Origin of the sequence: Salinarchaeum sp. IM2453, from assembly GCF_019693215.1 — an archaeon.
GTDB lineage: Archaea > Halobacteriota > Halobacteria > Halobacteriales > Salinarchaeaceae > IM2453.
In genome coordinates, this window is record NZ_CP081183.1 from 1,310,231 (window position 1) to 1,333,024 (window position 22,794).

21 protein-coding genes and 3 pseudogenes are annotated in these 22,794 nt (G+C 47.1%); 11 read left to right on the plus strand and 13 right to left on the minus strand.

What is annotated here, in order from left to right; translation table 11 throughout:
* The first annotated feature begins 83 nt into the window (after positions 1-83).
* The 6 genes from rio1 (at position 84) to K0C01_RS06160 (ending at position 7,051) form a co-directional block, all read left to right on the plus strand.
* Entirely contained in the window at positions 84-968 is an 885-nt protein-coding gene (gene rio1 / locus K0C01_RS06135) for a serine/threonine-protein kinase Rio1 (protein WP_221171133.1), read from the plus strand.
* A 437-nt stretch (positions 969-1,405) separates the two neighbouring features.
* Complete coding sequence (locus K0C01_RS06140; RefSeq protein WP_221171134.1) at positions 1,406-2,896, plus strand: sodium:solute symporter family protein; 1,491 nt, start codon at positions 1,406-1,408, stop codon at positions 2,894-2,896.
* A gap of 88 nt (positions 2,897-2,984) precedes the next feature.
* The gene (locus K0C01_RS06145; protein WP_221171135.1) at positions 2,985-3,545 is read left to right on the plus strand and encodes a KH domain-containing protein; all 561 of its coding nucleotides are present in this window, start codon (positions 2,985-2,987) and stop codon (positions 3,543-3,545) included.
* A gap of 130 nt (positions 3,546-3,675) precedes the next feature.
* Entirely contained in the window at positions 3,676-4,689 is a 1,014-nt protein-coding gene (locus tag K0C01_RS06150; RefSeq protein WP_397541156.1) for an AAA family ATPase, read from the plus strand.
* A 154-nt stretch (positions 4,690-4,843) separates the two neighbouring features.
* Positions 4,844-6,526 (plus strand): thermosome subunit alpha, encoded by a 1,683-nt coding sequence (thsA, locus tag K0C01_RS06155; protein WP_221171137.1) that lies wholly within the window; start codon positions 4,844-4,846, stop codon positions 6,524-6,526.
* 153 nt (positions 6,527-6,679) lie between these two features.
* Positions 6,680-7,051: a DUF8062 family protein gene (locus K0C01_RS06160; RefSeq protein WP_397541151.1), complete on the plus strand. Its 372-nt coding sequence runs from the start codon at positions 6,680-6,682 to the stop codon at positions 7,049-7,051.
* A gap of 185 nt (positions 7,052-7,236) precedes the next feature.
* Here K0C01_RS06160 and K0C01_RS06165 read toward each other — a convergent pair whose 3' ends face one another.
* The 13 genes and pseudogenes from K0C01_RS06165 to ahaH all read right to left on the minus strand — a co-directional run bounded on the left by K0C01_RS06165 (position 7,237) and on the right by ahaH (position 17,322).
* Positions 7,237-7,701, minus strand: coding sequence for an FKBP-type peptidyl-prolyl cis-trans isomerase (locus K0C01_RS06165; protein WP_221171139.1), 465 nt, complete (start codon positions 7,699-7,701; stop codon positions 7,237-7,239).
* A gap of 480 nt (positions 7,702-8,181) precedes the next feature.
* Positions 8,182-8,811: pseudogene (locus K0C01_RS06170) on the minus strand (V-type ATP synthase subunit D); the annotation flags it as partial.
* 107 nt (positions 8,812-8,918) lie between these two features.
* The gene (locus K0C01_RS06175) at positions 8,919-9,275 is read right to left on the minus strand and encodes a hypothetical protein (protein ID WP_221171141.1); all 357 of its coding nucleotides are present in this window, start codon (positions 9,273-9,275) and stop codon (positions 8,919-8,921) included.
* A 38-nt stretch (positions 9,276-9,313) separates the two neighbouring features.
* Complete coding sequence (locus tag K0C01_RS06180; protein WP_221171142.1) at positions 9,314-10,723, minus strand: ATP synthase subunit B; 1,410 nt, start codon at positions 10,721-10,723, stop codon at positions 9,314-9,316.
* A gap of 2 nt (positions 10,724-10,725) precedes the next feature.
* Complete coding sequence (locus K0C01_RS06185; protein WP_221171143.1) at positions 10,726-12,489, minus strand: ATP synthase subunit A; 1,764 nt, start codon at positions 12,487-12,489, stop codon at positions 10,726-10,728.
* Between the two features lie 3 nt (positions 12,490-12,492).
* On the minus strand, positions 12,493-12,825 hold the full coding sequence (locus K0C01_RS06190; protein ID WP_221171144.1) for a V-type ATP synthase subunit F: 333 nt from the start codon (positions 12,823-12,825) through the stop codon (positions 12,493-12,495).
* Complete coding sequence (locus K0C01_RS06195) at positions 12,822-13,901, minus strand: V-type ATP synthase subunit C (protein WP_221171145.1); 1,080 nt, start codon at positions 13,899-13,901, stop codon at positions 12,822-12,824. The genes K0C01_RS06190 and K0C01_RS06195 overlap by 4 nt, the downstream gene beginning before the upstream one ends.
* A pseudogene (locus K0C01_RS06200) lies at positions 13,898-14,474 on the minus strand (V-type ATP synthase subunit E). Before K0C01_RS06200 ends, K0C01_RS06195 begins: the two are co-directional and overlap by 4 nt.
* Positions 14,475-14,495: 21 nt before the next feature.
* Positions 14,496-14,792 carry an ATP synthase subunit C-like protein gene (locus K0C01_RS06205; RefSeq protein ID WP_221171146.1) on the minus strand — a complete coding sequence of 99 codons (297 nt, stop codon included), beginning with the start codon at positions 14,790-14,792 and terminating at the stop codon, positions 14,496-14,498.
* Positions 14,793-14,800: 8 nt separating this feature from the next.
* Positions 14,801-15,136, minus strand: a complete 336-nt coding sequence (locus K0C01_RS12755; protein WP_310736336.1) for a hypothetical protein — start codon at positions 15,134-15,136, stop codon at positions 14,801-14,803.
* Positions 15,118-16,602, minus strand: a complete 1,485-nt coding sequence (locus K0C01_RS06210) for a V-type ATP synthase subunit I (RefSeq protein WP_255568419.1) — start codon at positions 16,600-16,602, stop codon at positions 15,118-15,120. The genes K0C01_RS12755 and K0C01_RS06210 overlap by 19 nt, the downstream gene beginning before the upstream one ends.
* A gap of 32 nt (positions 16,603-16,634) precedes the next feature.
* Positions 16,635-16,985 carry a hypothetical protein gene (locus K0C01_RS12760; RefSeq protein ID WP_255568420.1) on the minus strand — a complete coding sequence of 117 codons (351 nt, stop codon included), beginning with the start codon at positions 16,983-16,985 and terminating at the stop codon, positions 16,635-16,637.
* 4 nt (positions 16,986-16,989) lie between these two features.
* Positions 16,990-17,322, minus strand: a pseudogene (gene ahaH, locus K0C01_RS12925) (ATP synthase archaeal subunit H).
* A 199-nt stretch (positions 17,323-17,521) separates the two neighbouring features.
* Between ahaH and K0C01_RS06220 the strand changes: the two are divergent.
* From K0C01_RS06220 to cruF, 5 genes are all read left to right on the plus strand, one after another.
* Entirely contained in the window at positions 17,522-18,154 is a 633-nt protein-coding gene (locus K0C01_RS06220; protein WP_221171147.1) for a methyltransferase domain-containing protein, read from the plus strand.
* Between the two features lie 109 nt (positions 18,155-18,263).
* Positions 18,264-19,106: a polyprenyl synthetase family protein gene (locus tag K0C01_RS06225; protein WP_221168868.1), complete on the plus strand. Its 843-nt coding sequence runs from the start codon at positions 18,264-18,266 to the stop codon at positions 19,104-19,106.
* Between the two features lie 109 nt (positions 19,107-19,215).
* Entirely contained in the window at positions 19,216-20,811 is a 1,596-nt protein-coding gene (locus tag K0C01_RS06230; protein ID WP_221168869.1) for a phytoene desaturase family protein, read from the plus strand.
* Between the two features lie 4 nt (positions 20,812-20,815).
* Entirely contained in the window at positions 20,816-21,661 is an 846-nt protein-coding gene (locus K0C01_RS06235; protein ID WP_221168870.1) for a prenyltransferase, read from the plus strand.
* A gap of 166 nt (positions 21,662-21,827) precedes the next feature.
* Positions 21,828-22,715 carry a bisanhydrobacterioruberin hydratase gene (cruF, locus tag K0C01_RS06240; RefSeq protein ID WP_221168871.1) on the plus strand — a complete coding sequence of 296 codons (888 nt, stop codon included), beginning with the start codon at positions 21,828-21,830 and terminating at the stop codon, positions 22,713-22,715.
* The last annotated feature ends 79 nt before the right edge of the window (positions 22,716-22,794 follow it).

The following is a 22,794-nucleotide window of genomic DNA, read 5'->3' on the forward strand; positions in this document are numbered from 1 at the left end:
AGGAAACTATGAACTGCTAAGATGTCCGTCAAGAGGTATCAGACCATGGTACTTTTCCGGACCCGACGCACAGTGTATATTAGATGGAAGATGGCTACGGACTTTTAGACCAGTCACAGGCAGAAGAACCTGGTGACGAGTGGGAAGAAATTGATGTTTCGGATACCGAAGCTGATCAGATTGCACGAAAACGGGATCGTGAATTTAACGAATTCCGTAAGCGTATCAAGGATGCTGATCAGTTTAAGGTAGCTGAGTCTGTTTTTGATGAAGCAACCTTTGCTGCGCTCTATCGACTTGTCCAAGGTGGCATTATCGATGCTTTTGGCGGTCCAGTCTCAACAGGGAAGGAAGCAAATGTTTACACTGCTCGTGCCGGTAAGCACGCACAAGAAGAACTTGAGACAGATGATACAGAAATCGCTGTGAAGATCTACCGGATTTCAGCATCTGACTTTACTGACATGCGTGATTATCTTGTTGGTGATCCTCGATTTGAGGAGCTTGGCGATAAAAAACGTATTGTGCTTGCTTGGACACGCAAAGAATTTGCAAATCTTAAGCGTGCACGCAAAGCAGGTGTCCGAGTTCCGCAACCGCTTGCAGTTGAACGGAATGTCCTTGCGATGGAATTTATTGGAAAAGGCACCTCTCGGGCTAAACGACTGGACGAAGTAAATGTTGAGAATCCCCAAACAGCATATGAAGTCGTTCGGGAGTATATCCGTCGCCTCTATGATGCTGGCCTTGTCCATGGTGACTTGTCGGAGTATAATCTTCTTTTTCACCGTGGACAAATCGTCGTAATTGATGTAGGTCAAGCCGTTACAATTCACCATCCGAATGCTGAAGAATTTCTAAAACGCGATTGTGAGAACATTGCCTCTTTCTTCTCTCGACAAGGATATTCTGTTACTGGGAATGAGCTTGTTTCATACCTTCGGGAACATGCCGATCCATATCCCTGATCACCGGAATCATCCAATAGCAATGTTCATATGAATCACTACCATACCAAAATCCACCGACAGAAGCTTAACACTTCTCTATGCCAGCTTATTTATTTCTAGTAAACAAGTTGTGATTTCGATGTCAGGCGACCCCTCTTCGGACACGGATAACGGGCTCACAGGTTGGGATACTAGTGCCTTTTGGGTACCTTCACTTGATTTTCAGGGAGCTCTGCTCTTGGTTACTATTCTGCTTGTCATATTACACATGGACGAAATATTCGGCTTGCACTCATCTGCCTCTCTGATATTTGGATGGCTCCCAGTCAATTTCGGATACCATTTTATTATAAGCTTACTCCACGTCCTGTTTCTTCTCTTGCTGTATCACCAGTGGCCAGTATTTAACCGTGAATCTGACCAGCAGATATCTGCCGCAAATACGGTGACAAAAGATGATGAATCTTGATCAAACGACGATAATTGTTCTTGTCACGACAGTACTTTATCTCGCATTTGTCATTGGGATTGGCGAGTATGCCAGACGCAAAACAACAGGAACACGCGAGGATTTTCTCATGGCATCCCGATCGTTTGGAACAATTGTACTGCTTTTTGCACTACTGGCAACGAATATGACCTCTTTTGTCCTCCTCGGTGCCCCTGGGTTAGCATATGAGGCTGGTATTGGTGCATATGGATATATTATTGGCCTATCGACGCTGATCTTGCCCCTTTTGCTTGCTACTGTTGGATATCGATTCTGGCTTGCTGGACAGAAATTTGGCCACCTAACCCCCGGCCAACTATTTGCTCATCGGCTTGACTCACGGCCTCTTGGTGTTTTTATTATGTCACTGATGACGTTTTGGACAATTCCATATCTATTGTTAGCAGCCATTGGCAGTGGTATTGCGTTTGATGTCCTTACTGACGGAACTGTCCCATATTGGTTCGGAGCTTTCCTCCCACTTGCTGTTGTATTTGTTTATCTCCTTGTTGGTGGTATGCGCGCTACTGGATGGACAAATGTGTTTCAGGGACTCATATTTATTGTCTTTCTCTGGGGGTTATTGGTTATTCTTGGAACCCAGCTTGGCGGATTTCGAGCTGCAACAGAAGCAACTGCTTCTGCTGCTCCAGAGCATCTCACACGTGATGGTCCGCCTCAGTTTTCAGCACGAATGTGGTTCAGCTTTGCTCTGATGATCTCAATTAATGCGATAATGTACCCGCATATGTTCCGTCGGTTGATGGTTGCACTCAATGAGGCAACGATCCGGCGTCTACTTGTTTTGTATCCAATAGGATTGCTTTTGACATGGACTCCTGCTGTCCTGATTGGATTCTGGGGTGCTGGACAAATTGAAGGACTTACCGGCCCAGAAATCGATAACATACTACCCCTTCTCGTGCTTGAGTTTACACCACCTATCTTAATTGGGCTTGCACTTGCTGGTATTCTGGCAGCAATTATGTCAAGTCTCGACGCTCAGACTCTGTCCATTAGCACGATGCTATCTCAAGACGTATTTCGTGAATATACTTCTATTTCTGATCAACGTGAAGTTTGGGCAACCCGTGTTTCAATAGCTCTTATTCTTGGTATTACGTATATCCTTGCTCTCATTCAACCAAATACTATCGTAGGTATTGCTGAGTTTGCCTTTTCAGGATACGCACTTCTTTTCTTTCCTCTCGTTGTGAGTCTCTACTGGAGACGAGCAACAAGTATTGCGGCTTGGGTTGGGCTCACTTGGGGATTTATTGGATTGTTACTGTTTGAGGTTGGCATCCTTCCACAGTGGCTGACGTTCGGGTTCATGCCGTTTATTCCGTTGTTCGTCTCACAAGCAGTTGTAACTATTCTTGTTTGCTTTATGACTGACCCTCCTTCGCAGAAGCGTATTCAAGAATACTTCCAACTTTATAAACAATCTTGGTAATTTCATGCACCGGTCTTGATCTACTGTGGTAATTATTTGCTTTTGTTTTCTGTAAGAGTTATACGATTTGGCCGATTAATACGTATATATGCAACACGTGAAGATTCCGCAGGATCGTATCGGTGTGCTGATTGGAGAGGGTGGAGAAACCCTCCGAGAGATTGAAGAGCAAGCTGGAATTCGGCTCAATGTTGATTCTGAGAATGGGGCAGTCAGTATCGACGAACAAGCTGATGCCGATCCTGTCCGAACACTCAAAGGCCCTGATATTGTTCGCGCCATCGGCCGTGGCTTTGCGCCAGAAGAAGCGCTCTCACTTCTTGATGACGAGATGATGATGTTTGATCTACTTGATATTGATGCCGTAGCCCGGAACAAAAACGATCTTCGACGGAAGAAAGGGCGCCTTATCGGTGAAGACGGTCGGACAAGAGAACTCATGGAAGAACTTACTGGCGCAAGTGTAGTCATCTATGGCTCAACGCTCGGTATGATTGGACAGCCAGAGCAGGTACAAGCTGTTCGTGATGCTGCTGAGATGCTTCTTGACGGCGCACCTCATGGTGCCGTGTATTCGTTCCTTGAGGAGCGACATAACGAAATTAAGCGAAACGAACTCGACTATCATCGATTTCCTGGTAGTTCCTGATCTTCGCCACTCTCTCCTATTTGATCCCGTCAATGTCGGCGTTCGGTCATAAAAGCTAATGCTAATGCCTACTTGATTGTAAATAAGTCCCGTGGCGAACGATACAGATCACCCTTCCGGCCAAGACGAAATGAAAATCAACGACATCGTTGAGCGGCTTGAGGAGGTTCGGTCGGACGCAGAAGACAGAACGGTTGACACAGAGGAGGGTATCCTTGTCGATCAAATCGAGGAGGTTGAGAAGCGTCTCATTGAGTTTGGAAATGCTCTTGGTGGTGATGTCTCTGATGTTACTGATCTCCCATTTACTGAAGAAGCAACTAAAGACAAGATGCCAGAGCCGCTGTATGTTCGCCACGACCAAGAGATGTTAAATCAGATCACAAGTTGGCTTCTACAAGGACAACATATCGGTCTTGTTAGTCCATATGGCACAGGTAAAAGCTCTTTTCGGGAGATTGTACTACGCGATCTGAGTACACATGATGACTTTATAATCACTGCTGTCCGAAACGCAAGTGAAACTACCCCGCGTCAATTATATCAGACAATACTTCGTGCTGCCTTCGACGCCGGATACGAACTTAACACCGATGACTACTGGCAAACCCGAGATGGAATCCCATGGGCAACTGAGGAAGCCCGGCGAGCTGTCGAAGAAATCGCGGAGAAAGTCCTTGAAGATGATGCACTCCTGTACCTGCTTATTGATGAAATCGAGGTTCTTCCTGAAGAGCTTTTGTCTCCCATTCAGGTTGCCGGAGATTCGGGAATCCGACTTTTTTTGATGGGAACGCTCGAAGGAAAAGAGCGAGTTGGCGACCTCCGCAACACGCTTAATTCTCGTCTCCGCTACTATGAGGGTATTGAGCCATTTTCTCCTACTGATGTCGATGAATATGTCGCCAGATCACTTGCGTATTTCCGTGGCGAGTCATATGAGGGGCAATCCCAGCAGCTTTTCACTAAAGCCGCTATCAAAGATATTCACGAAGAGACTGAAGGCGTTCCCCGTGAAGTCCGTATTGAATGTCGAGAATTATTTACCCGGGCTGCATTTGTGTGGTATCGTACTGGACAGCCAATTGATCGTATCCAAGTTACCCCACAACTTCGCCACAAACGCTTTGGAATGGAATACTAGTTTTCATTGCTACTCGGTATATTCTGGCTAATAAACCCTAACTGTACACCTGTTATCTTTTTAGCTTTTGAGTGCCTTCTACCGAATCTGCCTCCATGAACAAAATCCTTTTATAGAAGGACAAACAATTATCATATCGACTATGTCACAGCAGATGGGTAATCAACCTCTTATTGTTCTTTCTGATGATAGCCAGCGTACCTCCGGTGATGATGCACACTCAATGAATATTTCGGCTGGAGAAGCCGTAAGTGAGTCAGTACGAACGACACTTGGTCCAAAAGGAATGGACAAAATGCTTGTCGATTCGACAGGCAATGTCGTTGTTACCAACGATGGTGTTACAATTCTTCAGGAAATGGAGATTGAGCATCCAGCAGCAAATATGATCGTCGAGGTCGCCGAAACACAAGAAACCGAAGTAGGTGATGGGACGACAACCTCTGTTGTTATCGCCGGTGAACTCCTCAAGAAAGCTGAAGATCAACTTGATCAGGACATTCACGCAACAACGCTTGCGCAAGGTTATCGGCGTGCTGCCGCGCGAGCAAAAGAAGCGCTTGAGGACATTGCAATTGATGTAGATCAAGACGATGATGAACTTCTTAGTTCAATTGCAGCAACCGCGATGACTGGCAAGGGTGCTGAAAGTGCTCGTGACACCCTTTCCGAACTTGTTGTCCGTGCTGTTCAGAGCGTTGCGGATGAAGAAGGCATCGACACTGACAACGTCAAAGTTGAGAACGTTGTTGGCGGTTCTATCCAAGAGTCTGAACTTGTTGAGGGAGTCATCGTAGATAAAGAACGTGTCCACGATGACATGCCTTACTTCGCTGAAGATGCTAACGTTGCTGTTCTCGACGACGGTATTGAAGTCCCTGAAACTGAAATCGACGCTGAGGTCAACGTTACTGATCCAGATCAACTTCAGGAATTCCTTGACCGAGAAGAAGAGCAACTTCGCGAAATGGTTGATCATCTTGTCGATATCGGTGCTGATGTCGTCTTTGCTCAAGATGGAATCGATGACATGGCACAGCACTTCCTAGCTCAGGAAGGCATCCTCGCCGCTCGCCGTGTCAAATCAAGCGACGCGGATCGTATTGCTCGCGCAACCGGCGCCCGTGTTGTGTCTAACGTAGATGACGTCACCGAAGACGACCTTGGATACGCTGGATCTGTTACTCAGAAAGACATTGCTGGCGACCAGCGTCTTTTCGTCGAAGATGTTGACAAAGCAAAGTCTGTCACCCTTATCCTTCGTGGAGGAACCGAGCACGTTGTTGATGAGGTCGAACGTGCAATTGAAGACGCAATGGGCGTTGTTCGTGTCACACTCGAAGATGGCAAAGTTCTGCCCGGTGGCGGTGCTCCAGAAATTGAGGTTGCCCAAGAACTTGCCAACTTCGCAGACTCTGTTGGCGGTCGTGAACAGATTGCTGTCGAAACCTTCGCTGAGGCACTCGACGTAATCCCACGAACTCTTGCTGAGAATGCAGGTCACGACCCAATCGACTCTATTGTTGAGCTCCGAAGCCAGCACGATGCTGGTGAGAGTGCCGCTGGTCTTGATGCGTACTCTGGTGAGGTTATCAATATGGCTGATGACGGCGTTGTTGAGCCACTTCGTGTCAAGACACAAGCAATCGAATCAGCTACCGAAGCAGCTGTTATGATCCTCCGCATTGATGATGTGATTGCTGCTGGTGAGCTCGCTGGTGGCCAAACCGGCGACGACGATGACGATGAGATGCCTGGTGGTCCAGGCGGCCCAGGCGGTGCTGGCATGGGCGGCATGGGCGGAGGCATGGGAGGCGGTATGGGCGGCATGATGTAACGCCCTTTCCGGATCCACAATTACAACTATATATCATCGCACATCAGAAAACTAGCGCATAACAACTATTCTGTTGCTTCTCTTTTATTGAATCTGTATCTGTTTTTGAATCCTGAAGCGTTCTACCTATAGTTCAAGTATATCGCACCTGTTATGACAGACATGTCTGGTGACAATAAACAATCAGATGATTTTGAAAATGTTCCGGTCGTTTCATGTACTCGTTGTGGTCGAGAGTGGGAACTTACGTATGAGTTAGATGAATTACAGGCTGGAAACCGTGCTGTCGAGCAATTTGCACTTGATCATGAACGACACACTGGACACTTACCCGATGACATCTCGCCGTGGATTGCTGACTGTGAAAACTGTCCCGCCGGTGAACAATTTCTATCGAAGCGACCAGCAAAACGGTGGGCAGTCACGCATGCGCGACACACTTATCACTCGATCGACCTCATTAGTCCCGACGGTGATGAAAAGACTATCACTTCAGATGACTCAAGATACGAAAATTCTAATTAAACAGTATTAACCTTGATTTATTCACAGAACAATCAAATCGGTAACGATGGCTTGTCTTTGGAGGTTGCTTGACTTATCAGGTATTGGAAATGCAAGCATGTTATTCACTACCAATATGTAGTTACACATTGAGAGGACTTGTTGCGCGTTCTGAACTGAATATCAAAATCGTATTACCAAAACAGTTATTCAACAGAGAGCACTTCAATTTCAAACATCAGGGTTTCGCCGGCTAACTCGTGATTGAAATCAACATGAACAACATCTTCTTCGACAGACGCTATCTGTGCCCGTCCTCCATTCTGTGTTCGGAGGTATGCACCCTCCTCCGGCGTTTTACTTCCAATCATCTGCTCAAAATCATCACGACCGTATTCCCGCACATTCTCTTCTGACCATTCTCCATATGCTTTCTCTGGTGGAATTGTGACTGTCTCAGTTACACCTGGCTCAAGATCGTACAGGGCATTTTCAAATCCTTCGATCAATTGACCTTCTCCGACATTAACAGTCAGCGGCTCATATTCCCTATCTGCTTGAGCGATCCCTGCTTCTTCGGCAACCTCTTTCCGCGATGTATCAAATACTTCTCCGTCTTGAAGCTCTCCTACATACTCTATCTCGACCGTGTCTCCATTTTCAATTGCCATATATATACAATGGTCGACAGTCAGATAAGACCTCGCAATGAGAACATGCTTCGTGAACTTGCCCCGCCCTACTCCGCTCGGGCTGTGCCCTTCCTTCGTTGAGGGCGGTGCTTCCTGCCTTTCGGACATGTGCTCTGGTTCCACGACGGCACTTGCAAGCTCTGTCCCGTGCTGGGACAGGCTCACAGCGGTGCCAGTCCCCGCAGGCGTTGATTCGGATTGTCCCAACCCTACTTGCTGGTGACGGGGCGATGGAGTCTGACCATGGGTATGATCCCACTCGAAGCCAGCCTCATGAATAAAGTCCATCACAATTTAGTGTTTGCTAGCAATTGAGTTGACTGTTTTCGCTGTGGCTAAGTGACGGCTGTATCCCGGTCCTACTCGCTCCCGTTGGTCGCTCCTTGAAGACGGGGACGTAGCCTGCAAAAGTTAAATATATCTCCAGAAATCTCAAACAGACAACCGTCTCTGTCGCTACTCTGATGCTTCCTTTTTCTCTTTGACTTTTTTGAGCGTGAATGTTTCTTCTCGCTCTCTTTCTTCAAGTTTCTGCTCGATGTACTCCTTGTTTTCTCGTAGTTCAGGAAGTAGCTTAAATTCTAATGCATTTACTCGTCGTTTAGTCTTCTCAATTTCTTCAAGCATCTTTTTCATTGCCGTTTCCACCTCTGCAGCCAAGATAATCGTTTCAAGTAATTCTTCATATGCTTCGGCTGCTTCATCAATCCGAGCACTTGTCCCCATTACTCCGTATCCTCGCTCATCGAGGTCCTTTTTAACCCTCGTCGACTCAATCTCTGGAACAACAACCCCCATGATATTCTTTGACTGTGTAGTGATCTCCGGATGATTTTCAAGTGCTGCGGCAGCCCCTCGTACAGCCATGTCGCCTTCCATTGACCGGGCCATATTGATTTTCCGCTGCGCTTCTTCGTAATTTTGTTGTAGATCAGACCGAATTTCCTTTGACTCGTCAAGAATATCCATAAACTCCATGATCAGTCCATCCCGCTTCTTTTCAAGTGTGTCGTGACCCCGCTCTGAGAACTCGATCCGATCTTCGATCTCCATCAAGTTCTTACGGGTTGGTTTGACGTCTTCAGCCATTGTCGATGTATATCAATCCGAGCGTGTTAATACTGTCGAGAAGGGCCGAATTCTTCTTGTTCTATGTTTTCTCCCGTAGGTTTCATGTATTTTATACTAACCCTGACTCATCTTCCTGTGTCTTTTTCAACTCCGATTAAACCATCTTCATTCGTAAAGAAGTTGATGGCAATTCCAATCGCCATCGGACCAATGATTGTCCATTCTGCAAATGGGTTCTGCCCTAACACTGTCCATACTGCCCCTGCTATTCCACTTCCCAGCAGTAGTACTCCAGCAAAAATCTCTATCGCGGAATTTCGAGCTATTAATTCATCAATTCCGAGAATTCCAGCCCCAAGCATTATCAGAGCAATTGCTCCTTCTCCTGCCCATGAAACACCGAAAAGTGTTGCAATTGCAAACACAGCTAGTAGCAGAATTAATAGTAATCCTGCCCGCTGTATAACCGTGTTATCACTCACGTCAAAGAATACACAAAGAAAGAATATACGCTCTCTGGTTAGTCTGCGGAAATGTGTGCCGCTCCTTCTTCGCGGTAGTGTTCCTCAATCAGCTCCTCATCAATTCGGATAAGCTCATCCTTTGGTAGAATTGAAAGTAGATCCCATCCGAGCTCGAGTGTCTCGTCAATATCCCGATCTGTGTTAAATCCTTGCTCGACAAACTCTTCTTCGAACTGGTCTGCGAAATCGAGATACTTGTTGTCTCGTTCAGATAGTGCTTCTCGACCGACAATATTCACCAGATCACGAAGGTCTTCACCTTCTGCGTATGCCGCGTACAGTTGATCAGCTACATCTCCGTGATCCTCACGGGTGAGGCCTTCACCAATTCCGTCATCCATCAGTCGTGAGAGTGACGGAAGGACATAAATTGGGGGTTCAACTCCCTGAGATTCTAAGTCACGATCAATGTAAATCTGACCTTCTGTAATGTATCCTGTTAGGTCAGGAATAGGGTGGGTATCGTCGTCACCTGGCATCGTGAGGATCGGAATCTGTGTGACCGATCCATCCGAGCCGTCAATCCGACCGGCGCGTTCATACAATTCTGCCAGGTCAGTATACATGTATCCTGGATAACCACGACGACCCGGAACCTCCTCACGAGCTGCACCAATCTCTCGCAGTGCCTCACAGTAGTTTGTCATGTCTGTGAGGATAACGAGTACGTGATAGTCCTTCTCGAAAGCAAGATACTCTGCGGTGGTCAACGCCAGTCGAGGTGTAACCGTTCGCTCAACTGCTGGGTCGTCTGCCAGGTTCATGAACACGACAGCGCGTTCCAGTGCGCCCGTTCGTTCGAAGTCATCCATGAATTCGTTTGCTTCTTCGGCAGTAATACCCATTGCAGCGAATACGACTGCGAACTCGCTGCCCTCACCGCCGTCTTCCTCTTCTTCTGGCACTGTTGCTTGCCGCGCAATCTGTAGCGCCAGCTCATTGTGAGGTAGTCCTGAGGCTGAAAACAGCGGTAGCTTCTGTCCACGAACCAGTGTGTTCATCCCATCAATTGCGGATACACCGGTCTGAATAAATTCCTCAGGGTATTCTCGAGCATAAGGATTGATTGCTTCTCCAACGATATCGACTCGGTCGTCTGGAACAATGTCTGGTCCTCCATCAATTGGATTACCAGACCCGTCAAGGACGCGACCAAGCAGGTCCTCTGTAACTGGCATCTTCATGGTTTCACCGAGGAACCGCACTGACGCGTCGAGTCCAATTCCTTCGGTTCCTTCGAAAACTTGGATTGCAACCAAATCATCACTCGTTTCGAGAATCTGCCCTCGTCGTGTCTCTCCGCGTGGCGTCTCAATCTCAACAATTTCGTCGTATCCGATTGGCTCATCGACCTCGGCGAAAACCAGCGGTCCACTGATCTCGTTAATTGTTTGGTATTCTTTCATTGTCAGTAGAGGTCCCGTAGTTGTTCAGTAATCTCTTCTTGGACTTCATTGACGAACGCTTCTGCTTCGTCATCTGGCGTTGTCCCGATCCGACCAAGCCGTGCAGTAGCGTCAATCGATGTAATCTCTTCGACTGGCACACCGGCATCAAGTGCCTCGAATGCCTCGTCATTCAACGTCTTGATTGCCTGCATGATGAGGTAGGTCTTCTCCGGTGGGCAATATGTATCTACATCATGCAGTGCGTTCTGCTGTAGGAACGATTCCCGAATATGTCGGGCAACTTCAAGCGTTAGCTGCTGATCTTCCGGAAGTGCGTCCTTACCAACCAGCTGAACAATCTCTTGAAGCTCATCCTCTTCGTCCAGCGTATCGACAATCCACTGCCGAATTTCTGGCCAGTCTTCGTCTACTTCGTCCTCAAACCACGGGTCAAGCTGCTGTCGATACAGTGAGTACGATTCATTCCAATTAATCGCTGGGAAGTGTCGCCGTTCAGCAAGGTCAGCATCCAATGCCCAGAATGTCTTTACAATTCGAAGAGTATTCTGAGTTACTGGCTCTGAGAAGTCTCCACCTGGCGGTGAAACAGCTCCAATTACTGAAATTGAGCCCTCAGACCCGTTGAGATTCTCGAATTTCCCAGCCCGCTCATAAAACTCGGCGAGACGAGCGGCCAGATATGCCGGATAACCCTCTTCTCCTGGCATTTCCTCAAGCCGGGACGAAATCTCTCGCATTGCTTCTGCCCACCGTGATGTCGAATCTGCCATCAATGCGACATCATAGCCCATGTCACGGTAGTACTCTGCAATAGTAATCCCAGTGTAAATACAGGACTCTCTGGCTGCGACCGGCATGTTTGACGTATTAGCGATCAAACATGTACGGGCCATCAGTGGATTTCCTGACTTTGGATCTTCGAGCTCTGGGAAATCCTCGATGACCTCCGTCATCTCATTACCTCGCTCACCACAGCCAATGTAAACAACAATATCTGCGTCCGCCCACTTAGCCAGCTGCTGCTGTGTCACTGTCTTTCCTGACCCGAATGGTCCAGGAATTGCTGCTGTTCCTCCTTTAGCAATCGGGAACAGCCCATCAAGGATACGCTGACCACTGACAAGTGGCTCTCGTGGAGTGGACTTATCAACCGTTGGCCGTGGCTGTCGAACTGGCCACTCTTGATGCATTGTCACTTCTTCACCGTTGTCCAGCTCGACAACAGTTTCAGTGACAGAGTAGGTTCCACTCTTCGCCTCAACGACTTCGCCTCCTTCGTAATCTGGTGGTACCAGTACTTTGTGCTCGATACTCTCTGTCTCTGGAACAGTCCCAACTACATCGCCCGGTTCAACAGTGTCTCCTTCGCTGACTGCTGGTTCGAAGTCCCACGTTGAATCGAGGTCAATCCCTGGTGCGTCAACTCCTCGGTCAAGGAATGCGCCCATCTTATGTTCAAGAACATCAAGTGGGCGCTGAGTACCGTCATAAATTGTGTCCAGTACGCCTGGTCCTAGGTCAACACTCAGTGGTTCACCTGTATTTTTAACCGGTTCACCAGGTCCGACGCCAGAGGTTTCCTCATACACCTGAATCGTTGTGATGTCGCCTTCAATTTCAATAACCTCTCCCATCAATCCTTCTTCACCAACGTAGACAACATCGTTCATCCGGGCATTGAGGCCAGCTGCTGTAACAACTGGACCACTGACGCTTTTGATAACGCCGTCTTCGTCTGTGCTTACGTCTGTTGCTTGACTCATAGTTTATTGATCTTCATCCATCAGGTCAATTCCAATTGCCCGCTTGATCTGCTCTCTGAGGCCACCACTACCGGCTCCGCCACCAAGTGTCACCACAACTGGCTCAACACTTGTTTCAACCTCTTCTTTGACACCTCGAGAGAGGTGTTTAAGATCGTCATCATGCATAACAACGATTCCAACCTTCTCATCATTTAGTACATTGTTAATGGCCTCGTCCAACTCAGCCTCTTTTTGATCATCCGATACGTTCTCAAATCGCCGTACACCGGCAAGTCGGAAACCCGTTGTGAATTCCGGACTGCCAACGACGGCTATTTCCTGGCTTCCACTCATAGGATCACCAGTTCTTCTTCTATTTCTTCTTCACTCAGACCGACTTCGCGTCCTCGTGCAATTGCACGAATATTCTCCACCTCACGTTCTTTCGCGAGGATGTAACTCATAATTGTCGTGATCGACATTGGGTATACGCTCGCGAGACGGTCAGAGTATTTCAGCAATGCTGCATCCAACGCATGCTCGAACTGAATCAGGCTTTCCGCCTGCTCTAATTGGTTTAGAGCGTCTGAGAGCTCTTCTCCATACCTACTCTCTCGAATATGACCAACCAACTCGTCGGTGTTGTTAACAAGTTGTCGAAGTTGCTCTGGGGTAAACAGACGCCCACCATCAATGAAGTACTCCGCTGGGTCCATGTCTGCACCACTTCGAGCAAGACGCAACGCGTTTCGAGTATTCCGGAAGTCAATTTCGGCTTGCAGGAACTCTACGTATTGTCGAGTCGCTCCGTCATCTCCACCAATCGCTGACATTCCTTCCATCATCAATGTGTAAAACTCCCGATCAAGTGCATTTTCCAATGGAACCAATGCATTTGTGTCCTGATATTCCGACATTGCTTCGACAAGTGGATTATGATATACTGTTCCATCCAACAGATTTACTGCATTGTCAATTGACTCAGACTCTGCCATCTGATCAAGCACTCGATCGCTTAATTCACCGGCGCGAATGAAATCCGTCTTAATTTCCTCTGGGTCTGAATCTGTGTATATCCCACGTAGAACTGTTTTGATGTTCCACACATCGTACTTCCGGAGATACTTTGCAATTTGATCGTGAACCCGTCCATCGGACCAGCGGAGTAAGTCTCTAAAATGTGAAGCAATATTGCGGTTTAACGCATACTCTATTAGATCAACACCGCTGTATCGAGCGCCAAGCGTGTTAATTTCGTCTTCGTACTCGCTTTCTTCTAAAAAGCGAGCGATCCCACTCGTTCCCATCCGGATCAACTTTCGATAGTCATCGTCATCGAACAGCTTTTTCCGCCGTGTCCGGACACGTGAATTCACATATTCCGGATTTGCTGACCCGGTTATCTCTCTTGGCAGGCGCCCTGGTGTCATTGTTCAAATAGTGTGTTGCTGATGTTTTGCAAGTTATCCTCCCATACGTCCTCGAGGATCGAGTCAAACGTATTATTGACCCGAACATTTGAGGAAGCACTTTCAACGACAACCCCGCCAAGACAACTGTATTCGCCACCATAGGTATATCCATCAGACTCTTCGCAAATATCTTGGAGTAGTTCTTTGTCGTCTGCTCGTCCATATACTTCGAGTTCGCCGTTGTTAAACTCCTTGCCAGCAGCTTTAAGCAGTGCTTCAGTCAACGATCTCCGACGATCTTCCTCTGCTCAGCAAGTTCTGTCTCTACGGCTGCGTATGCTTCTTCTAGCAACTCGCGACGGCTCCGATCCGATCCTGCTTTGCTTCGAGTTTTGCACTCGATTTTGCCTGCTCACGCTCCCGGGTGATTTTCTGCTCGACTTCTTCCTCGGCAGATTCACGAATCTCTTCCGCATCTGATTCGGCTTCTGCGATGATTTCTTCTGCTGCTTCTTCACCCTCTTGGCGAATCTCTTCAGCGCGTTCTTGTGCTTCCTCTCGTATGTCCTCAACTACTGTATCAAGGCTCATTGTTTGAAAGAAAAGGTGGCGTTAAAGCAGCAGAATGAAGACGACAATGGCGAAAATGACCAGCGTCTCCGGCAGGACTGTGAAGATAATACCCGTACCGAACATGTCTCGATCTTCAGCAACTGCGCCAACTGCTGCTGATCCAATCCGGGCTTCTGCGATACCTGCTCCGAGTGCTGATAGTCCGACACCAAGCGCACCGGCGGCGAGCGCATATCCGTATGGGTCGTCTGCTTCTGCGAGCACTTCTGCTGCTCCTTCGGTTAGTCCACTGTTCAGTAGAACCTGTGTCGTGTCTGTCGTTAGTTCAAGTACCATAGATTTACTCAGTCCTCAGTAATGTTGCTATTGTTACGTCCGAACGGTTTATACTTCTCACCACCGCCTTCATAAAACTTCTGAAAGAACTCAACGTACTCTAGACGCAACATCTGGATTCCTGCTGCGGTAATACCGAGTACCAGGACAAGAATATGTCCGATAACGAATATAAGTATTGCTAGGGGTATCAACAGGAGCCCTTCAAGTCCTAACCCGGTAAACATCCCTGCAAGTTCACCTGGCTCACCAAGGACCGATGATGGGGTGTCACCTGGCTCAGCAGTTAATATGTTTTCCACACCAAGAATTTGCTCGGTTAGGATCAGCACAACGAGTGCCATTCCACCCTTTGCAAGAAGAACTGCTGGAATACGGAGGTAGGACAGTGTTTGTCCAAGAATCTGGGATGGAATCTCGATAACCCCGATGATTCCTTCACCGTATCCAATTCGATCACCCCAATCACGAACAGGCCGATACCAATCCAGCCAGCGACTTCAGGCAGTGATCCTTCGAGTACCGGCACAAACGACCAGACTGCCTCTTCTCCAGCAATGAACGCCGGAATTGCTTCGAGTCCGGCTGCTACTTCGCTGAACAAGAACATGTAGAGCCCAACTGCCGCTGCAATCCAGGTAAATGATCCAAAGACGGCGTGTGACAGGCTATGTTCCCGCTCGTTAATGAAGTTCATCGTCCATCCAACTGACATGTGGATGACACCGAACACAATGGCCACTAGAATCCACAATTGTGCCCATTCAACAGCACCTAGGCCGAACACACCGGACTCGATGTCTGCTGCGTACGGCTCATATCCTTTGTATAAGAGTCCTACGCCTGGTGTTTCAAGTCCAGTCGGCAATCCAAGGAAATCATCATAAAAGTATCCGAAGATGGCGGTAAACGCACCGCACCAGACGGCAACCCATCCAAGTGCATTCAGCATCTCAGAACGGAACTGCCAAAGTGCGTATCCGATTCCCATGTACAGGAACCCGTACGCGATATCGGCAATCATAAACCCGAATGCGAATGGGAACGTCAGAAAGACAATAAACGTAGGATCAAGTTCAGAGTATTTTGGATGGTTGACTACTTGGACCAGCTTTTCGAACGGTTTCGCTGGTCCTGGATTGTTCATTTTTGTTGGAGGCGTTTCATCCATTGTAACAGTTTGGCCTCCATCTGTTACAGCCTTCTCTGTAGACTGGCTCGCTGCTTGACCACTAGCCTTATTATTGTCATCCTCTTCTTCGTGCTCTCCGTGCTCTACGGCGTTGTAGTTTGCCCGTTCAATCTCTTCGACTTCGACGTGGTCACCGACAGCATCTTGTAGTGTCTGTTTTAGCTCTTCAACTTGTCGAGTTGGGACCCACCCTTCTGCGATGAACGTTCGCTTTGTTGTTGCAAACTGCAGTGGAATGTCCTTTTGATGCACTCGGGCTGATAGGTACTGCTCAGCAGCAAGAACGAATTCTTCAACTTCTTCACGAATCCCTTCAAGTTCTTCATCAATCTGCTTTATTTCGTTCTCTAAAGATGCCCGCTCATTTTGCAACTCATCCAGTCGCTTCGAAGGTTCTCCTTCTTCATCAGGGACTTCAATCCGTGCGAACTGCGTTCCAACCAATGCGTCACTGATCAGTTCTTCGGCGTTTTCACCAGCTGCAGCAATCGCGACGATATCCCCACCAGTAAACACTTCGTATGCGTCAATTTCATCTACATCTGCTATGACTGGCTCAATTGCTTGTTGGCTACCTTCACCGACAACAACATCAATTGAGTCATAGCCGTGTAGCAAATCCAGATCAATTCCCAGCTCTGCAAATGGCTTTAGTGCTTCAATTCTCTCTGAAATCTCTCGTCGCCGATCCGTAATTCATTTCGTCGATCATCTAACTCGTTAACTTCTGCTTTCACCTCTTCAAGCTGAGCATTGATCTCGTCCTGATCCAGCTCGGGTAAATCATCTATTACCGCATCCTCAATCCCGAGAATACTTTCAAGTGATCTGACAGTCACCAACTTCTCTGAGGTTTCTTCCGATCCTTCAAGCGGCTTACCATTCTCAAATCCTTCCCACGATCCGTCGTAGTCACTTATATGCACCAGACTAAGGCCATACATTGCCTCGATCACCGGTGGCATTACTGATTTTGCCCCGGTAATCGAGACCTTACTCATTCGCTTAGGTCTGAGCATGTACCTCCTCCTCGATCAATTCGATTACGTGGTTGACGACATCATCCATTCGCTGTGAGGCAGCAGATTCGATTGCCTCACGTTCTTCAGCACCCTCTTCAACGATTTGTTTGCGTTCCTGTTCAATTTTCTCGCGAGCTATCTTCTAACCGCTTTTGCTTATGCCCACGAGCCTCCGCCTCGGCCTCCTGGCGGATTTTCTTAGCACGATCACGGGCTTCTGTGAGGCGTTCTTTCTTATCTCTTTCGCCTGCGCAATTATTTCATCAGCTTCCTGCTCGGCCTCTTTGACCCGCTGCAAAACCTCTGGCCTCGGCATACTCGATATCGTGGAAAACTCATCATACCACATATATGGGCGTTGCGGATTTATCCGAGTAACATACCAACTTATTTCGAGTAATCCCTGCCATACTAACTCCTCAGTATAGACCAACACTAGAACAATCGGTATTTGTCCGGATACAGGAATTCCGTGATACATATCGTTATGAGGATCGGACTCGTATGTGTCTATAATGGGAGTCCTTGAGAACAAACGTCGTGCTCGATTCTTCTATAAATATCTCTCTCAGGTGTATGACGAGATTAACCCATACATCTGGAATGAAGAAATGCGCGATACGGCAATGTCGATGATAGATATTCAGCAAGATGATATGGTGCTTGATGTTGGTTGCGGGACTGGATTTGCAACTGAAGCACTCATTGAGCGCTCGGATAACGTATATGGTCTCGACCAGAGCGCACACCAGCTTGAAAATGCATGGAAGAAATTAGGTAAACACGACCCAGTAACCTTCACCTTCGGTGATGCAGAACGACTTCCTTTTGCCTCAGATACATTTGATGTTGTCTGGTCATCTGGTTCAATTGAATATTGGCCTAACCCAGTGCTTGCACTCCGTGAGTTTAACCGCGTTCTCAAACCCGGAGGAGAGGTTCTTGTTGTTGGACCAAATAACCCCGAAACAACAGTAATGGAAAAACTTGCAGATGCAATTATGCTCTTCTACGGGAAGGCTGAGGCTGATCGAATGTTTACTGAAGCTGGCTTTACCCATATTGATCATACGCTGATGGGTCCAGAGTACAAACCAGAAGTCGCAATCGTTACCACTGCTCAGGCCCCGGACTTTGAAACGTCGTAACGCCACTCAGTTTAGACCCTTTGATCTCAGATCACAACCAAATATGATCGAATTTCATTCTTGTCAGTTTTCTACTTGCGTCTCGCAGGCAATGTACATTACATAAATTATGGAGTTGCTTGATTACCGCCGGAATCTTGTTGAATCTCGTCTTGAGGAAGTTATCGACGAGATCGAACACGAAGAGCTCGCGACGGAGATGCGCCATGTTACCCTTTCCGGTGGTAAGCGTGTTCGACCGATGCTTACACTCTTTTGTTGTGAGGCTGCTGGTGGTGATCCCGAGAAAGCAATTGACTTTGCAGTAGGTATTGAACTTGTTCATACTGCTTCCCTTGTCATCGACGACATTATTGATGAATCTGAAATTCGCCGCGGCGTAGACAGCGCTTGGATAGAATTCGGGTATGGTCCAGCCATCATCGCAAGCGACGGTCTACTTGGCGAAGCATTTGCTTTGTTCCAATCGGATCCACGAGCTACTCGAATAGTTGCTGAAGCAATGGTTGATTTGGGTGAGGGAGAAGCTATGGAGCTGGCAGACCGCCCCGTAAACAAATCTGAATACCGTGATCTAGCTCGTCGGAAAACTGGAGCCTTGTTCCGTGCTGCTGCTGAACTTGGCGGTGTCGCAGCGGATGCTAGCCCCAAGACAATTGATGCGCTCGGGGAATATGCTGAACGTGTTGGAATTGCATTTCAGATCCGCGATGATGTGCTTGACTCAATAGCTGAGACGGAAAAGCTTGGGAAGCCAACCGGAATTGATGCTGATATGGATCGGCCTTCTATCGTACATGTTACTGAACTCAGTGCCAACGAAGCAGATGCCTATGCTCAGCAAGAATCGCGCAAAGCTGTTGAAGCACTAACCCGAGCAAATTTACAGAACGAACAAGCAGAACAGTATCTTCGTGACTTGGCGGAGTTTGTGGTCCAGCGAGAACGCTAATATTGTTGTTATATTTCTTGGGTTATTGTATAATTTGTGAGTCTTGTATGCTGGATTGAAATTATCCTAAACCTGAGTATTTAACAAGCATGGGTGCATATAGTTACACATGAACAAACTAGATGGAACCTCCATTACGATCGTTGGGAGCGGGATTGGTGGGCTGGCAAATGCTTGTTACTTAGCAAAAGCTGGTGCTGATGTAACAGTACTTGAGAAAAATGAGCAACCTGGTGGTCGAGTTAGCCGGCTTTATCGCGATGGATTTACGTTTGATATGGGGCCATCTTGGTATCTGATGCCCGATGCCTTTGACCGATTTTTCGACCATTTTAATCATACGACAGATGACTTCTATGACCTTACTCACTTAGACCCTCACTACAGTATTCACTTTACGGATGGTGACTATGTTGAAATTTCAGGTGATATTGACAAACTAGCTGGCCTTTTTGAGTACTACGAAGACGGGGCTGGAGAGCAATTTCATGATTATCTGACTGAATCTAAGCACACTTACGAGATTGGAATGGAACATTTCGTTTACACCGATCGATCTCGACTCCGGGATTGGCTTGATCCTTCGATCCTCTGGAAAGCACGTGGGCTTGATGTTCGAAACAATATGCAACACCACGTCGATCAGTACTTTGATCATCCTAAACTCCAGCAAATTATACAGTATTCTCTCCTGTTCCTTGGTGGTTCTCCGAAAACCACGCCGGCCCTCTATAGCTTGATGAGCCATCTTGACTTCAATCTCGGGGTCTGGTATCCAGATGGCGGCCTTGGATCTGTTGTTGATGCACTGGTTGAAATAGGTGATAATCTCGGAGTTGATTATTATGTCAACGCTGAGGTGAAAAATATTCGTGGCCGCCGCGGAGCATTCATCGTTGATGTTGAACAGACAAATCAAAATGGAGAATCACCACTTTCTGAGGTTTCTGATAATCCCCCAACTGCAATCGCCGTTCCAAACGATGGCCCACCGGAATCTACTAGTAATCATGAGAGTGGTTCTGCTGAGGTAATGTCTGACCTTGTTGTTCTCAACACAGACCTTACACACGCTGAACAAGAACTTTTACCACCAGAAAAAAGCGCGTATGGTGAAGATTATTGGGATTCACGAACATATTCTCCGGCTGCATTTGTCATGTACCTCGGTGTCGAGGGCGATTTGCCTGAACTTAGTCATCACTCCCTGATTATGCCAGTTGACTGGTCTGAGCACTTCGAGTCAATCTTTGATGATCCGTCGTGGCCGGACAACCCTTCCTACTACATATGTGTTCCATCCAAAACCGATGACTCAGTCGCTCCTGATGGACATCATAATATCGTTGCTCTGGTCCCAATCGCACCCGGAATTGAAGATAATTCAACTATTCGTGAAGGGTTCCGTGATCAACTGATCGATGCCTTGGCAGAGCATGCTAATACAGATATCCAGGATCGAATTGTCGTAGAAGAATCATTTTGTATCTCCGATTTTGTCGGTCGATATAACAGTAATCAAGGGTCTGCGCTAGGTATTGCCCACACAAAAATGCAAACAGCAATGTTCCGACCAAATCATCGATATCCTGGTGTTAGCGGATTGTATGCAACCGGGGGCAACACTAATCCTGGCGCCGGTGTACCGATGTGTCTTATTAGCGGAGAAATCACTGCTGATAAAATCATAAGCGACATAGCGTAAACCAATGGAACGTGCATCGTATCTTATCAAACTCTCACGTCCACGATTCTGGTTCTATCTTGCTGGTCCGATTATTGTCGCAGTAGCGTATGCAGCATCTGATCCAAGCGAGTTAATCACGTTCACGACTGTCGGGATGTTCTTGTACTTCCTTGCCCCAGCAAACATCTACCTGTACGGTATTAACGATTTATTTGATGCTGATATCGATCAAGAGAACCCAAAAAAAGAAGAGAAAGAGGTGAGATATCGAGGTCAAGGCTATGTCCCGTACATTGTTCTGGGAAGCGGGGCTGCAATGTTTCTCCTGTTCCCATTTATTGACACTGCAGCATGGCCATGGTTGGTACTGTATATAATCTTAGCTACAGAGTACAGTGCCCCTCCTTTCCGATTCAAAACGTCGCCGTATCTTGATTCTATATCAAACGGATTGTACGTTCTTCCGGGTGTAGCAGCATATGTCGCTGTCTCTGGTACGCATCCTCCGGCTGAAGTTGTTGTCGGTGCTTGGCTTTGGGCAATGGCAATGCATACCTTCTCTGCAATCCCCGATATCGAGCCAGATCGACGGGCAGGAATTGATACAACTGCCACTGCACTTGGTAAGCAAAATACGTATGTTTATTGTATCGGTGTCTGGCTCATCTCAGCACTTGCATTCAGTTTTTACAGCCTGTACTCTGGAGTTGTAATTGGAGTTTATGCTGCGCTTGCAGCCGGTATTATGATCTCTTCGGTGCCGATTGATCGAGCATACTGGTGGTACCCGTACATTAATACCGTTGTTGGAGCCGTTCTCACGCTTTGGGCTCTACTCAATCTTATCCCACCATCGACATTGATCTGATTTCGCTGGCAATCGACCGAAACCTCCTACATTACTAAATTGGCTCGGGGTTGAAGTTTTATCGCGCTAATTCGACAATATTCTGCTACAAATATACTCGACCTGTTTAGACTCCACTCATCTGTAATCGGATATTTGATGTACCTGTCTGTTTCAGACTATATTGATGGATCGTCGTCAGATCACAGCACGGCTTGAAAAGTTGGTACGAAACAACCGATTTACAATTGCAATTTCGTTCCCGCTTATTGGTGTCTTTTTGCTGGTTAGTGGTCGTGAGGGATTGATACCCGAATGGCTTGCATTTAATCCATACTTGCTGGTTTTTGCTGTTACGGTCATGGCACTCCCATTGATCGCGGGAATTGCCCCAATTATTGATCGAAAGGCTGCTTTTGGGCTGTTTCTACTGGTACTGTTTACATGGGCAATTGAATTGACTGGCGTTACATACCACATTCCATATGGAGAGTTCTCCTATCAGCGAGACCTTGGTCCAATGTTACCCGGAGATCTCGCACCTTTCTTCTCAGGTGAAATCCCATGGGCACTTCCTATATTTTACTTCCCGATTCTGTTGAATGGCTATTTACTGGCAGTTTTAATGCTTGGTGACCGTTCGGACTCACTATATATCCGCTATCCTGTTGTCGTGGCACTTGTCATAATGCTTGATCTTATCCTTGACCCAGGTGCTGTCTCACTTAATTTCTGGGAGTGGAATCATCCAACTGAATTACTGGGCTGGGATGATCCTGGAATCTACTATGGTGTTCCAGTCATGAACTATCTAGGCTGGGTTGTTTCTGGATCAATTGCCGTTGGATTGATTCACTTTTCATTTGATCACGAAAAAATCAAAACAAGACTATCTGAATGTGAGTTCTTCTTAGATGATCTTATTAACTTCGCAATTTTCTGGGGTCTTGTTAATCTCTACTTCGGTAACTGGGCGGCATTTGCCCTTACTCTTGTTATTCTAACCGTATTGTACCGAGCTGACTGGTTTGATTTCGCAGGTATTGGGACTTCCAATCAATCCGTAAGCCGATAGTATTGTCTTATTATATATCTATCAAGAAGAACAATAAATACTGTTTGTGTCAATCGCCTCGGGGTCAAACCCCATAGTA

What these genes read in the sequence shown, in the direction of transcription:
- K0C01_RS06185 (WP_221171143.1), bottom strand. Translation starts at nt 12,489, where the DNA reads ATGAGTCAAGCAACAGACGTAAGCACAGACGAAGACGGCGTTATCAAA.
- K0C01_RS06160 (WP_397541151.1), top strand. Translation starts at nt 6,680, where the DNA reads ATGACAGACATGTCTGGTGACAATAAACAATCAGATGATTTTGAAAAT.
- K0C01_RS06140 (WP_221171134.1), top strand. Translation starts at nt 1,406, where the DNA reads ATGATGAATCTTGATCAAACGACGATAATTGTTCTTGTCACGACAGTA.
- K0C01_RS06145 (WP_221171135.1), top strand. Translation starts at nt 2,985, where the DNA reads ATGCAACACGTGAAGATTCCGCAGGATCGTATCGGTGTGCTGATTGGA.
- thsA (WP_221171137.1), top strand. Translation starts at nt 4,844, where the DNA reads ATGGGTAATCAACCTCTTATTGTTCTTTCTGATGATAGCCAGCGTACC.
- K0C01_RS06150 (WP_397541156.1), top strand. Translation starts at nt 3,676, where the DNA reads ATGAAAATCAACGACATCGTTGAGCGGCTTGAGGAGGTTCGGTCGGAC.
- K0C01_RS12755 (WP_310736336.1), bottom strand. Translation starts at nt 15,136, where the DNA reads ATGGCACTCGTTGTGCTGATCCTAACCGAGCAAATTCTTGGTGTGGAA.
- rio1 (WP_221171133.1), top strand. Translation starts at nt 84, where the DNA reads ATGGAAGATGGCTACGGACTTTTAGACCAGTCACAGGCAGAAGAACCT.
- K0C01_RS06235 (WP_221168870.1), top strand. Translation starts at nt 20,816, where the DNA reads ATGGAACGTGCATCGTATCTTATCAAACTCTCACGTCCACGATTCTGG.
- K0C01_RS12760 (WP_255568420.1), bottom strand. Translation starts at nt 16,985, where the DNA reads ATGAGTAAGGTCTCGATTACCGGGGCAAAATCAGTAATGCCACCGGTG.
- K0C01_RS06165 (WP_221171139.1), bottom strand. Translation starts at nt 7,701, where the DNA reads ATGGCAATTGAAAATGGAGACACGGTCGAGATAGAGTATGTAGGAGAG.
- K0C01_RS06220 (WP_221171147.1), top strand. Translation starts at nt 17,522, where the DNA reads ATGGGAGTCCTTGAGAACAAACGTCGTGCTCGATTCTTCTATAAATAT.
- K0C01_RS06180 (WP_221171142.1), bottom strand. Translation starts at nt 10,723, where the DNA reads ATGAAAGAATACCAAACAATTAACGAGATCAGTGGACCGCTGGTTTTC.
- K0C01_RS06230 (WP_221168869.1), top strand. Translation starts at nt 19,216, where the DNA reads ATGAACAAACTAGATGGAACCTCCATTACGATCGTTGGGAGCGGGATT.
- K0C01_RS06195 (WP_221171145.1), bottom strand. Translation starts at nt 13,901, where the DNA reads ATGACACCAGGGCGCCTGCCAAGAGAGATAACCGGGTCAGCAAATCCG.
- K0C01_RS06190 (WP_221171144.1), bottom strand. Translation starts at nt 12,825, where the DNA reads ATGAGTGGAAGCCAGGAAATAGCCGTCGTTGGCAGTCCGGAATTCACA.
- K0C01_RS06225 (WP_221168868.1), top strand. Translation starts at nt 18,264, where the DNA reads ATGGAGTTGCTTGATTACCGCCGGAATCTTGTTGAATCTCGTCTTGAG.
- cruF (WP_221168871.1), top strand. Translation starts at nt 21,828, where the DNA reads ATGGATCGTCGTCAGATCACAGCACGGCTTGAAAAGTTGGTACGAAAC.
- K0C01_RS06205 (WP_221171146.1), bottom strand. Translation starts at nt 14,792, where the DNA reads ATGGTACTTGAACTAACGACAGACACGACACAGGTTCTACTGAACAGT.